This is a genomic window from Paenibacillus sp. XY044, from assembly GCF_002257645.1.
Lineage (GTDB): Bacteria > Bacillota > Bacilli > Paenibacillales > Paenibacillaceae > Paenibacillus_AQ.
Map to the genome: position 1 here is coordinate 415,667 of NZ_NQMO01000001.1, position 12,055 is coordinate 427,721.

A 12,055-nucleotide genomic window follows, 5' to 3' on the forward strand; every position below is an offset into this window, starting at 1 on the left:
CGGATAGAAGGGCACAAAGTCAAAGTAAATATTATATTATAACATAAATAATAATTTTTGTCAAGTTTAATTTTGTGAACTGATGATTAATGTAGTGATCCGCTTTGAAAATTACCAAATAAACATGAAGGGAGCCGGTCGATGCATGATGTTCAGTACCCTGTTCTGCATACGGTGAGGCTGCGATTGAGACCGCTTGAGCCGGTGGACCGGGAAGCCGTATTTCGGCTGTTCTCCAACCCGGAGGTCACCCGTTTCATGGATATCGAGCCTTTGGAGAGCAGGGAGGAAGCGGACGAGATTATAGCACTCACACGCAGTTCCGGCTGCAGGTATGCCATTTTCGACCGTGAGAACGGAGCGTTTATGGGCACCTGCGGATTCCATTGTTGGGTCCGTGACGGGGAAAGGGAGAGGGCGGAAATGGGCTATGATCTGTCCCCGGAGTATTGGGGCAGCGGGTATATGCCTGAGGCGCTCGAAGAACTGATGAAGGTCGGCTTTGACGTCATGAAGCTGGACGAAATTGAAGCGCATGTGGAACAGGATCATCCCCGTTCCCAAAAGGTGCTGAAAAGGCTCGGTTTTCGGGAGTATCGCCTGAAGGATGGTCACCTGATCATTTTCAGAGCCGGAAAAGAAGATTTTGCCGGCCGCCGCACCTTTGAGAACGCCGTGGCGCTCCGGCAGTCGGGAAAAGCCGAGAAGTCCAGGGAAATTTGGCTTAGCTTGCTCGCGGACCGGCCAGAGCATCCGGAGATCTTGTACCAGACTGCATGGACTCATGACGTGCTTGGCCTGGAAAAGGAAGCCGTACCTTATTATGAAAAGGCGATTTCGCTCGGACTGCAGGGCGAAGAACTGGCGGGGGCAATGCTCGGGCTGGGAAGTACATACCGTACGCTGGGGCGATATGAAGACGCGAAGGACCTGCTGAAGCAGGCGATGGAGCGGTTTCCCGCACGAAGGGAATTTTCTGTTTTTTATGCGATGGCTCTGTATAATCTGGGGGAGCATGCCGCCGCGATGGAAATGCTCCTTGGACAGTTGGCGGAAACCAGCTCGGACAGCGGGATTCAATCCTACCGGAAGGCGATTGCCTTTTATGCCGATAAGCTGGATCGGGTGTGGGATTAGCCCTGCTTGCGGCAATCCGGGTGTGGATGTATAGGCTGAATAAAGGAGGTACCATGAACATCCAAGGCGTGAATCACTTCTGCTTTTCCGTTTCGGATCTGGACCGTTCCACCGCGTTTTACAGGGACGTCCTGGGAGCGCAGCTGCTTGTGCAGGGCCGGAAGCTGGCTTACTTTGATCTTGCCGGACTCTGGATCGCGCTTAATCAGGAGGATGCGGAGCGGAAGGATACACCATCGACATATACGCATATCGCCTTTACCGTGAAAGATCAGGATTTTGAGGACTGGCTGTCCCGCCTGCAGGCATACGGGGTTCGCGTGCTTCCGGGGAGGCAACGGGATGAGAGGGACAAGCTCTCGGTATATTTTCTGGACCCGGACGGGCACCGGTTTGAGCTCCATACCGGCACGCTGGAGGATCGGCTAGCCTATTATCGGGAGACGAAAAGCCATATGCAGTTTTACGACAGGGAGGATGTTGGCAAATGACGATGATCGGATTTGTAAGGCACGGCATCACGGATTGGAACATTGAGCGCAGGGCGCAAGGACAGACGGATGTCCCTTTGAACGAAACCGGACGGGCCCAGGCGAGAGCTTTGGCTGCACGACTGAAGAATGAGCAGTGGGACGCCGTCTATGCCAGCGATTTGTCGCGGGCGCTGGAAACGGCTGAGACGATTGCCGCAACGCTGGGGCTCAGCGTCCGGATCGATCCGCGGCTGCGGGAAATCCACTGCGGGCAGATCGAAGGAACGGTGGAGGACGACCGGGTGCTTCGGTGGGGTGATAACTGGGCGGCGCTGGATCTCGGGATCGAGACCGACGACTCAATGATTGCCAGAGGCATGGAGGCGGTCATGGATATTTGCGCCAGCCATCCTGATGGACGCGTCCTCGTGGTGAGCCATGGGGCGCTGATCGGTACGCTGCTGCCCGTTCTTATTCCCCACACGGATACGTCGGAGCATCTGCACAACACCTCCATTACGATCATCCGAAAGATCGAGGAAAGCTGGGAGTGCGGGCTCTTCAACTGCGTCAAACATCTGGAGCAGTTGACGAGCTGAACTTCATCTGCTTGTTATGATTCGGACTTAGGGCTGCGTTTCCCTGAACTTAATCGTAATCAGTCTTTCGGTCACCGTGTTAAACCGGACGGTAACAATCACGGCAGCAGGTGCTCCTTGGCGGTTTAACAGCAGCTTGAACGTTTCCTCCGCCTCCGTCGGCGACAGGTTGATGCGTCCGATATGCTGGTAATCCGAAATTTCCGAGTTATATTTTTTCTGGGCTTCCTTCACGGCGATCAATCCCCATTTGGCATAGGGAGGATCAACCGAAGGGTCCGGCTCGGCAACGAGCAGCGCAAGAGAAAGCGCGAGGGACATGGCGATGGATTTGATGAATACGGCGGACATCCACTTCATAGCTCTACAGCCTCCTGGATTAAAATTGGACCGTTCACATGCAGCAAAGAGTACCGGCATACATAGAATTCCCATGTTTTGCAGGTCTATGAGGAATGGATCCATGGTTTCTCTGTGAATAAAACCGGCAAGTGAGTGCTGAAATCGTGTAATTGCTTTACGGCCCTGCCGGAAGCCGGGATTCATCCAGTATTAGCCGAAACAATGCTTTTCGTAACAGAGCAATACATAGGCAGATGGCATCATACGGCGGAGATACAGGCATCGGACCTGCCTTGCTAAATCAAGCCATAGATGGGATGGGATCATATGATAACGACCGTAACCATGAATGCAGCCATTGACAAGACATACTATTTGCCGGCTTTTCCGCTCGGGAAAGTATCCCGGGTCAGACAGTATTTGGCGGCCCCTGGGGGCAAAGGAAACAATGTAGCCAAGGTAGCCGCGCAGCTCGGGGCGGAAGTTACTGCTTCGGGCATCGTTGGTGGCATGAACGGGGAAATCATCAAGAAGCAGCTGGATGAAATGAACATTGCACATCATTTTGTCGCTGTGGAAGGGGAGTCGAGGCTGTGCCTCAACATCATCGATGAAGAGACCGGCTCGTCCACGGAACTCCTGGAGCCCGGTCCGGTGGTGGATTCCCGGGCGCTTGACGCGATGGAGCAGACGATGGCCGCCCTGGCACGCACGTCGAAGGTCGTCTGCATCAGCGGCAGCCTGCCGGCTGGCGCCCCGGCGGATTATTACATCCGCCTTGTCGGCGCGGCCAAGCGGGAAGGAGCGTACGTGATTCTTGACGCCAGCGGAGACGCACTCCGTTTCGGACTCCAGGCGAATCCCGATATGATCAAGCCCAATGAAGACGAGGTCGCTGCTCTGCTTGGCACCGGCATTCGGGATGAGCAGGAGCTGATCCGGGCTATGGAAGATTTGCTCCGCGAATACCGGATGGAGCGCGTCTGCGTGTCGCTCGGCGGTGCCGGCTCGCTGACCGTCACTTCGCAGGGCCGTTATCGTGCCGTAACCCCACCGATCCAAGTGGTCAACACGGTAGGCTGCGGCGATTCCTTTGTGGCAGGCATGGCCGTGTCATTGCTGAAGCAGCTTCCCGTCGAGGAGGGCATCGCCATGGCTGCAGCCGCAGGGACGGCGAATGCCTTGTCGGCCATGGCCGGCAGCGTCGATCCGGATACCTTCCACCAGCTGCTTGAGCAAGTGGAGATCAGCAGAGTATAAGAACCCGATCCGCAGAATCATGAGTTGTCCAGGCCGCGATTGCTGAATCGCGGCCTGTTTTCATACCCGGTGATATCAGGGAGGAAAAGCCCTGCAGCAAGGCGAATCTATTAATGCGGCAAAGCAAAATTGCGGCATGCACATCGACAGAAAAAAGAAGGGGTGAACGGCTTGATTCAAGCATTGATATTTGATTTTGACGGACTCATCGTCGATACTGAAACGCCGGCCTATCACGCTTTCTGCGAGATTTACAGGGAGCATGGCACCGAGCTGCCGTTGGAAACGTATGCGAAGTGCGTAGGCACCAATTTTGACGTGTTTAATCCGTATACGTATTTGTCCGAATGCGCGGGGAGGGAAGTGGATCCCGCTCTAGTAAAGGAAAAGGTCCACGTCATTTACCGGGAGCTGCTTAAGGATGTTGAAGTCAGACCGGGGGTTGAGGACTATTTGGCAGAGGCGAAGCAGCTCGGTCTGAAGATTGCGCTGGCTTCAAGCTCCTATTACGACTGGATTGAGCCGTATTTCAACAAATTTAAGCTGGAGTCATATTTCGACGTCATCTGTACGGCGGACCTGGTGTCCAAGGTCAAACCGGATCCCGAGCTGTACCTGCTGGCGCTGCAGAAGCTGGAGGTGACCTCGGACCAAGCGGTGTCGTTTGAAGATTCGCTGAACGGCTTTATCGCGGCCAAGGGAGCAGGCGTACATACGGTCGTCGTGCCCAATTCGATGACGCAAACCTTTCCTTTCGAAGGCTATGATATGATGATTTCCAGCATGTCGGAGATGAAGCTGCAAGATCTTGTCAGGGAGCTGGAATCGTAAAGCTTACAAAAGCCCGGAAAAACCTGCACTTTTTGCAACTTATTGATTGACGTATATTGGCAGTGCCCCTTATGATAATGAATAATCCAGTGGTTATTTAATTCTATGAAAAATGTCCGGGCAGGTAGTTCATGCACCCGTGTGCTCTGCTTGTTCGGAATTTTTCGCAATTATTTACTTTAACGCTTTCGTATGAGAAAGCGTTAAAGAAGAGAATCGGAAGGGGTTATGAACATGAAAAAGAGAAATTTGCTATTATCCGTCGTGATGTCCGCACTTCTCGTAACCACGGCGGCCGGCTGTGGCAGCTCGGGCAGCAAGACCGGCGGAGCTGAGTCCGGCGGGGGCACCGATGCGGCAAGCACAGACAAAAAAAACTACACCGTAGCCATTTCACAAATCGTCGAGCATCCTTCACTGGATGCCACGCGCGAGGGATTCATCGCCGCCCTGAAGGACGCGGGGATTGCGGAAGGGGATAACCTGAAGGTCGATTTCAACAACGCGCAGGGAGATCCGGCTAACAACCTTTCCATTGCCCAAAAGATCGCCTCCGGCAAAAATGATCTCGTTCTCGGCATTTCTACCGGCTCGGCACAGGCGCTCGTTCAGCAAGTGAAAGATACACCGGTATTGTTCGCGGCAGTTACCGATCCGCTGGATGCCAAGATCGTCTCGAACCTGGATCAACCGGGGGGCAACGTAACCGGGGGCTCGGACACGAATCCGGTAGCGGTTCAACGCCTGATGGATTTCATCGCCGAGAGTTTCCCGAACGTGAAGAACGTCGGCATCGTCATTAACGAAGGCGAGCCTAACGCGATCGTCATGGCTAAGAATGCCGAGGAAACGCTGAAGAAGCATAATATCAAGCTGGTGCGCGCGGCGGTAACGAACACGTCGGAAGTGAAGCAGGCTGCAGAGTCCTTGGTGGGACGGGTGGATGCGCTGTTCATTACACTGGACAACACCGTCGTTGACGGCGTGGATTCCATTATCCAGCTGGCGAACGAGAAGCACATTCCGTTCTTCTCGAGCGACCGGGATACGGTCGAGAAGGGAGCCTTCGCCACGGTCGGTTTTAAATACTATGACCATGGCTACCAGGTGGGCCAGATGGCGGTCGATATTTTGAAGAACGGCAAAAAACCGGGCGACATGAAGGTGTCGATGCAGGAGAAGCTGGACCTGATTCTTAACCTGAAGGCGGCTGAAGCACAGGGAATCACGGTAACCGACGCCATGAAGGATCAAGTAACGGACAAAGAAAACGATATTATTCAGTAATCGATCGAGGGGGAGTGGCCGGTATCTTCGTCCACTCCCTTCGTCATAAGGGAGGCTGACACCATGCTGGATTCACTACTGGGAGCGCTTGAGCTCGGGCTGCTGTACTCGCTGATGGCGCTCGGCGTATATATCACTTATCGTATTCTTGATTTTCCGGATCTGACGGTGGACGGCAGCTTTACCACCGGCGGCGGAATTGCCGCCGTGATGATTACCCACGGCTACAATCCATGGCTGGCAAGCCTTGCGGCGTTTGGCGGCGGGCTTCTTGCGGGAATTTGTACCGGGCTTCTCCATACCAAGGGGAAAATCAATGCGCTGTTATCCGGTATTATCATGATGATCGCGCTGTACTCGATCAACATGCGGATTATGGGAAAACCTAACACGTCCCTGCTTGGGGAAAGCACGGTCTTTTCGTCCGTGGATGCATTCATCACGATGCCGATCGCAGTGATTCTGATTTTGCTTTTGCTGAATCTGTTCCTGCGGACCGATTTGGGGCTTGCATTGCGGGCGACGGGAGATAACGCCCGGATGATCCGCAGTTTTGGCGCCAACACGAACACGACGACGGTTCTCGGCGTCAGCCTGGCCAACGGGCTGGTCGCTCTTTCCGGCGCGCTGATTGCCCAGCAGTCCGGATTTGCGGATATTTCCATGGGGATCGGCATGATCGTCATCGGGCTGGCATCCGTCATTATCGGTGAGGCGATTTTTGGATCGACGACCGTGATCCATACGACCATTTCCGTCGTGCTCGGGGCGATTGTGTACCGGATCGTCGTGGCGCTCGCGCTTCGGGTGGAATGGTTGGATACGTCCGACCTAAAGCTCATCACGGCCATCATCGTTATCATCGCTTTGGTGCTTCCAACCGCAAGGCGCGCCCTTCGGCAGAAGCAGCTGGCCAAGCGCCGAACCGAAGAGCTGTCCGGCCAGCTTAGCAGCAGCACAAGTCGGACGGTCGGAGGTGATTTCTGATGCTGGAACTGAGCAGAGTATCGAAGCTGTTTAACCCGGGCACACCGGATGAAAAAATTGCACTGCACAATATTTCGCTGAAGCTGAATCCCGGCGACTTCGTCACGGTGATCGGCAGCAACGGGGCGGGCAAGTCCACGCTGATGAATGTTATTTCCGGCGTCATGAAACCCGACGCGGGGGATGTGCGGATCGAGGGAGCGGCAATCAGCCCGCTGCCGGAATTCCGCCGGAGCCGCTGGATCGGCCGCGTATTTCAGGATCCGATGGCGGGGACCGCTCCCCACATGACGATCGAGGAAAACCTGGCGATGGCCTACGCAAGAGGCAAACGGCGGGGACTGGGACTGAGCGTCAAATCCGGTCGGCGGGCCATGTTCAAGGAAGAGCTGTCCAAGCTCGGCATCGGCCTGGAAGAACGGCTGCGGGCGAAGGTCGGTCTGCTGTCCGGAGGGGAGCGGCAGGCACTCAGCTTGTTGATGGCAACGTTCACCAAACCGCAAATATTGCTGCTGGATGAGCATACCGCGGCATTGGATCCCGCAAGGGCGGAGCTGATCACCCGGATCACCGACCGGATTGTCCGGGAGCTGAATCTGACGACCCTGATGGTCACGCACAATATGGAGCAGGCGATCCGGCTCGGCAACCGTTTGATCATGATGGACAAAGGCAGAATCATACTGGACATCAACGAAAACCGAAAAAAAACGCTGACCGTCGAAGAACTGCTGGCGGAGTTCGAACAAATCAGCGGACATAAGCTATCCGACGACAGGGTTGTCTTGGGATAGGAACCGGACGAAATAAATAAAAAGGAGCCTTCCGCGGATACAGCCGCGGGGGGCTATTTTTTTCTGCGCCGGCAAGGGAAATCCACTGAAGATGCGAAGGGGCGACTGCCCGGAATTTTCATCAAATGATATGAAGAGACGCTTCGGCGGAACCACGGGGAAATCGCGCAGCAGCACTTAGGGGATGCAGCCTGTCACCGGTTGATCCTGCTCGCGAAGAAACTCTAGTTATTGAAATTCGTTCCGACTAGTTCTAAAATATTTTAATGAAATGAAATGCTCATTCTATAGATTTCAGTATAGAAAGAGAACATCTGGTGGATGGAGGTTTCGATTTTGTTAGGGAAGATGAGGCTCAACATTCGGTCCAAGATTATTCTTGGATATATTTTTGTGCTCGTGTGCGTCGTGGTGTTCTTGGGAATGATTTCGAGCCGGGTTGCTTCACTGCAGCATGAAACCGATTTTATTAGCCAGCATGACATTGAGGTCCATGACCTTGCCCACAGTATCGAAAAGTCCTTGCTGGACATGGAGACGGGACAGCGCGGATACGTGATCACGGGGGACTCGAGCTATCTGGAGCCTTACACGGCGGCAAGCGCGAAGTGGGAAAGCGAGTATAACCAACTGTATCGTTTGCTGGCGGACAACCCCCAGCAGCAGAAAAATCTGGAGGACATTAAGGCCAATATCAACCGATGGGTTGAAATCGCGGGCAAGCCGTCGATTGAGTTGAAGCGAAGTGGTCAGGAAGCGGAAGTTCGGACATTTTTCCTGAGTGACCCGGGCAAGGCGGAAATGGACTCGATGCGTGAAAAATTCACGGCGTTTTTGGAGACCGAGAAAGCGTTGACGAACGAGCGGGTGCAGACGCTTGAGGACAATAACCGCAGGCTGATCACGATCATCTATATTCTTTGGATTGTACTTGCGGTCATATCGATTTCGGCGGCCATGCTGATATCCAGAAATATTGTTACGACGATCAGGGAAGTGACGGGCACGATCCGTGACATCGCGTCAGGCGGCAATTTAAACAAGCGCATTCACACCCGAACTAGGGATGAGATCGCAGAGCTTGGCAGTGCCACCAATGACCTGCTTCAGGAGGTCCAGCAGCAGAATGAAATGAAGGAACAGATTGCTGCTACCGCTACTTTGCTGCAGAACGAAGTGAACTTGGCCAGTCTAAGCCGCGTGTTTGTCAACCGGCTGGCTTCCATTTTTGAAGTGCCTTACATCGTCCTGTATGAAGCCAAAGAAGAGGAGCTTGCCCGAATCGCTTCCTATGCGGGAGAACATGAAGATCAGGCAGGCAAATCGGTGATCGCCTGGGGGCAGGGTCTCGTCGGGCAGTGTGCCGTCGATCAGAGGATGATCATGCTGAACCGGGTACCGAACAACTACATACATATTTCTTCGGGATTGGGGAGCGCCGTTCCGGCGTATATCGTTGTCGCCCCGGTCGTATTTGAAAGACGGACGCTGGCCGTGATTGAAATTGCCGCGCTTGAGGCGTTCAGCAAGCATCAATCGGATATGCTGCAGCAGCTTTTGGATACGGTAGGCGTTACGATGCACAGCGTAATTAACCGCATGGAAATCCAGCGTTTGTACATGGAAGCTCAGACCATGAACGAAGAGCTCCAGGCCCAGTCTGAGGAGCTGCAGGTGCAGACGGAAGAGCTGCAGGTTCAATCCGAGGAGCTGCAGATGCAAACCGATGAACTCCAGAGCCTGAATGATAAACTGGAATACCAGAAGGAACAGGCGGAGGAAACGGCGGCCGAAATGGAAAAATATGCGGAACAGGCGGAGCTCAGTTCCAATTATAAATCCGAGTTTTTGGCCAACATGTCGCATGAATTACGCACTCCGCTGAACAGCATGCTCATTCTGTCCCAAATTTTGTCGGAGAACAAAAACGGTACGCTGCAGGAGGAAGAGGTCAATTACGCCTCCGTCATCCATTCCTCCGGTACGGACCTTTTGCGGCTGATCAACGATATTTTGGATTTATCCAAGGTGGAATCGGGACAGATCCAGCTGGATATCAGCTCTGTCAATGCGAATGAGCTGCCGGAGATCATGTACCGCTATTTTGCCAAAACGGCCGAGGCGAAGTCGCTCGACTTCAGAGTGGAGATCGCGCCGAACGTAGGCGACATATTTTTCAGCGACGAGCTGAGACTCCATCAAATATTGCGGAACCTGTTGTCCAATGCGTTCAAGTTTACCGAGCGGGGTGAGGTGTCTTTAAGCATATACAAGCTCGATTCCGTCTCGACCCCGCAGTTTTCCATGCCTTATGAGACATTGGCCTTTGCGGTTCGCGATACCGGCATCGGTATTACCGAGGAGCAGCAGAAGGTCATCTTCGACGCTTTTAAACAGGCGGATGGGGCAACGGCGCGGAAATATGGCGGCACAGGGCTTGGACTCTCCATCTCACTCCAATTCGCCAAACTGTTGGGGGGAGAGCTGGTGGTGGAGAGCGAACCTGGAAAAGGCAGTACGTTCACGCTCTACCTGCCATACCAGACCGAATATGTCGATGAGTCTCCGATGATTCTGATGCAGGCCGAGGCAGCAGCAGCCATCTCCGGTCCTTTGGGTACCGCTGCATCGCAGGCCACGCGTCCACCTGGAAATCGGCTTCATGCGGAGGAAACGGTTTCCGATCTTTCGGCTTCAGAGGATATCTTTCTGGAAGACTCGGCCATTTTCGAAGGGAAGAAAATTCTGGTTGTGGATGACGACATCCGCAATGTGTATGCGCTGGCTAATGCCCTGGAGAAATATAACATGCAGGTGTTCACGGCACAGAACGGTTACGAATGTCTGGATTTGCTTCAGGCCGAGCCGGATATCGATATGATTCTGATGGACATCATGATGCCGGAAATGGACGGCTACCAGACGATGAGGAATATCCGGCAGACGTTGGAACTGACCGACCTGCCGATTATTGCTCTGACAGCCAAGGCGATGAAAGAGGATCGGGATAAGTGCCTGGCGGCAGGCGCTTCCGATTATTTGAGCAAACCGCTGAACATCAATGAAGTGATCGCCAGAATCAAAGTCTGGCTGACAAAGTCTGAAATATGAAATAGGATCAAATGAAAAGCGACCTACCCGGGCATCCGGTTCGGGCGCTTTTTTTTATTTAATAAAACAGGCGAACTCGGCGTATTTTTTGAAAAATCTGCCTTGACAAGAGGTTGGTTAGGTGAGAAAATGTACGCGCGTACATAAATCGGTAAAGGGGGAGTTGCCATCGCATCCCGCAAAGAAGTGGCCGAACTAGCCGGGGTATCGGAAGCGACGGTATCTCGAGTGTTAAACGGAGTTGGCCCTATGAAAGAAGAAACGAGACAACGCGTCATGGAAGCTGCCAAGAAGCTGAATTACGTACCCAGTGCGCTGGCCCGTAATTTTGCGACCAGCCGCAGCGGCAACATTGGTGTCGTTCTTCCATATGTGCCGAAGGTGCATATGTTTTCGAGCTATTTCTTCTCGGAAATTTTGAGCGGAATCGGAAGCAAAGCGAGAGAGCATGGTCATGACATCCTGCTGCTGTTTCAGACGCCCGACGAGTCCATGGATTATGTCCGCTGGTTTCATGCGCATAAAATCGATACATGCATCATCTTGGGGGCAAAGGATGATCCGGAAGAACTGCGGGCCCTTCGCCGGCTCGCAGAGGAAGGACTGCCTTTCTGCTTGATCAATCAGCACTTTGAAGGCGAGTTCTTCAGCGAAGTAGACGCGGACCATGTGCAGGGCAGCTATATGGCGGTCCGGCATTTGATCGAACAGGGATTTCGCCGGATCGCCTTTATGAACGGACCGCTCACCTACTCCAACAGCCGTGATCGTCTTCAAGGCTGCGAGAAAGCGCTTGCTGAAGCGGGCTTGGTGCTGGAGGATGGCCTGATCTTCGGGGGGAACTTCAGCCGCAGCAGCGGCATCGCCGCTGCCGCCGAATTGATGAAGGTCATCGATCAAGTGGATGCCGTCTTTGCCGCTAACGACCGGATGGCCATCGGTTTGATGCAGGGACTCCGGGACCTTGGGCTGTCTGAGGAGCGCTTTCCGGCCATGTTCGGCTACGATAATTCGGATGCCTCGCAGGTAACGACGCCTGAGCTGAGCAGCGTAAAGGTTCCTTTATACGAGATGGGGGAAATTGCGGCCGCCGAAGTGCTGAAGCGGCTGGAGCAGGGAGCATCGGCTCCGGATCAACCATTTCGGATCATGCTTCCGACTGAGCTGGTAATCCGGGCATCGTCCCAGAATCTGCGGTCCTGATGAACCAGGAAGTTCAATATACCAAAGAGAT

Annotated in this window: 11 protein-coding genes; 10 read left to right on the forward strand and 1 reads right to left on the reverse strand. The window is 53.8% G+C overall.

Annotated elements, in window-relative coordinates; all coding sequences use genetic code 11:
- Positions 1 to 141 precede the first annotated feature (141 nt).
- Genes CJP46_RS37350 through CJP46_RS01990 form a run of 3 tightly spaced genes read left to right on the forward strand, consistent with a single transcriptional unit; the run spans position 142 to position 2,209 of the window.
- Complete coding sequence (locus tag CJP46_RS37350; protein WP_306431028.1) at positions 142 to 1,137, forward strand: tetratricopeptide repeat protein; 996 nt, start codon at positions 142 to 144, stop codon at positions 1,135 to 1,137.
- A 53-nt stretch (positions 1,138 to 1,190) separates the two neighbouring features.
- Positions 1,191 to 1,628, forward strand: coding sequence for a metallothiol transferase FosB (fosB, locus tag CJP46_RS01985; RefSeq protein WP_094593920.1), 438 nt, complete (start codon positions 1,191 to 1,193; stop codon positions 1,626 to 1,628).
- The gene (locus CJP46_RS01990; protein WP_094593921.1) at positions 1,625 to 2,209 is read left to right on the forward strand and encodes a histidine phosphatase family protein; all 585 of its coding nucleotides are present in this window, start codon (positions 1,625 to 1,627) and stop codon (positions 2,207 to 2,209) included. The genes fosB and CJP46_RS01990 overlap by 4 nt, the downstream gene beginning before the upstream one ends.
- Before the next feature lie 27 nt (positions 2,210 to 2,236).
- Here the strand turns inward: CJP46_RS01990 and CJP46_RS36390 are convergent, their stop codons facing one another.
- A complete protein-coding gene (locus CJP46_RS36390) occupies positions 2,237 to 2,569 on the reverse strand; it encodes a DUF3889 domain-containing protein (RefSeq protein ID WP_179280992.1) in 333 nt (110 codons plus the stop codon).
- Between the two features lie 309 nt (positions 2,570 to 2,878).
- Between CJP46_RS36390 and CJP46_RS02000 the strand changes: the two genes are divergently transcribed.
- The 7 genes from CJP46_RS02000 to CJP46_RS02030 all read left to right on the forward strand — a co-directional run bounded on the left by CJP46_RS02000 (position 2,879) and on the right by CJP46_RS02030 (position 12,024).
- A complete protein-coding gene (locus CJP46_RS02000; protein WP_094593923.1) occupies positions 2,879 to 3,811 on the forward strand; it encodes a 1-phosphofructokinase family hexose kinase in 933 nt (310 codons plus the stop codon).
- 171 nt (positions 3,812 to 3,982) lie between these two features.
- A complete protein-coding gene (locus CJP46_RS02005) occupies positions 3,983 to 4,642 on the forward strand; it encodes an HAD family hydrolase (protein WP_094593924.1) in 660 nt (219 codons plus the stop codon).
- 234 nt (positions 4,643 to 4,876) lie between these two features.
- The gene (locus CJP46_RS02010) at positions 4,877 to 5,929 is read left to right on the forward strand and encodes an ABC transporter substrate-binding protein (RefSeq protein ID WP_094593925.1); all 1,053 of its coding nucleotides are present in this window, start codon (positions 4,877 to 4,879) and stop codon (positions 5,927 to 5,929) included.
- Positions 5,930 to 5,992: 63 nt separating this feature from the next.
- Positions 5,993 to 6,916, forward strand: coding sequence for an ABC transporter permease (locus CJP46_RS02015; protein WP_094593926.1), 924 nt, complete (start codon positions 5,993 to 5,995; stop codon positions 6,914 to 6,916).
- The gene (locus CJP46_RS02020) at positions 6,916 to 7,710 is read left to right on the forward strand and encodes an ABC transporter ATP-binding protein (RefSeq protein ID WP_094593927.1); all 795 of its coding nucleotides are present in this window, start codon (positions 6,916 to 6,918) and stop codon (positions 7,708 to 7,710) included. Before CJP46_RS02015 ends, CJP46_RS02020 begins: the two co-directional genes overlap by 1 nt.
- A 336-nt stretch (positions 7,711 to 8,046) precedes the next feature.
- Positions 8,047 to 10,821, forward strand: a complete 2,775-nt coding sequence (locus tag CJP46_RS02025; RefSeq protein WP_094595026.1) for a CHASE3 domain-containing protein — start codon at positions 8,047 to 8,049, stop codon at positions 10,819 to 10,821.
- Between the two features lie 168 nt (positions 10,822 to 10,989).
- Positions 10,990 to 12,024: a LacI family DNA-binding transcriptional regulator gene (locus CJP46_RS02030; protein ID WP_094593928.1), complete on the forward strand. Its 1,035-nt coding sequence runs from the start codon at positions 10,990 to 10,992 to the stop codon at positions 12,022 to 12,024.
- Positions 12,025 to 12,055 lie beyond the last annotated feature (31 nt).

Coding starts and splice junctions, on each gene's coding strand:
- CJP46_RS37350 (WP_306431028.1), top strand. CDS start 142: ATGCATGATGTTCAGTACCCTGTTCTGCATACGGTGAGGCTGCGATTG.
- fosB (WP_094593920.1), top strand. CDS start 1,191: ATGAACATCCAAGGCGTGAATCACTTCTGCTTTTCCGTTTCGGATCTG.
- CJP46_RS01990 (WP_094593921.1), top strand. CDS start 1,625: ATGACGATGATCGGATTTGTAAGGCACGGCATCACGGATTGGAACATT.
- CJP46_RS36390 (WP_179280992.1), bottom strand. CDS start 2,569: ATGAAGTGGATGTCCGCCGTATTCATCAAATCCATCGCCATGTCCCTC.
- CJP46_RS02000 (WP_094593923.1), top strand. CDS start 2,879: ATGATAACGACCGTAACCATGAATGCAGCCATTGACAAGACATACTAT.
- CJP46_RS02010 (WP_094593925.1), top strand. CDS start 4,877: ATGAAAAAGAGAAATTTGCTATTATCCGTCGTGATGTCCGCACTTCTC.
- CJP46_RS02015 (WP_094593926.1), top strand. CDS start 5,993: ATGCTGGATTCACTACTGGGAGCGCTTGAGCTCGGGCTGCTGTACTCG.
- CJP46_RS02020 (WP_094593927.1), top strand. CDS start 6,916: ATGCTGGAACTGAGCAGAGTATCGAAGCTGTTTAACCCGGGCACACCG.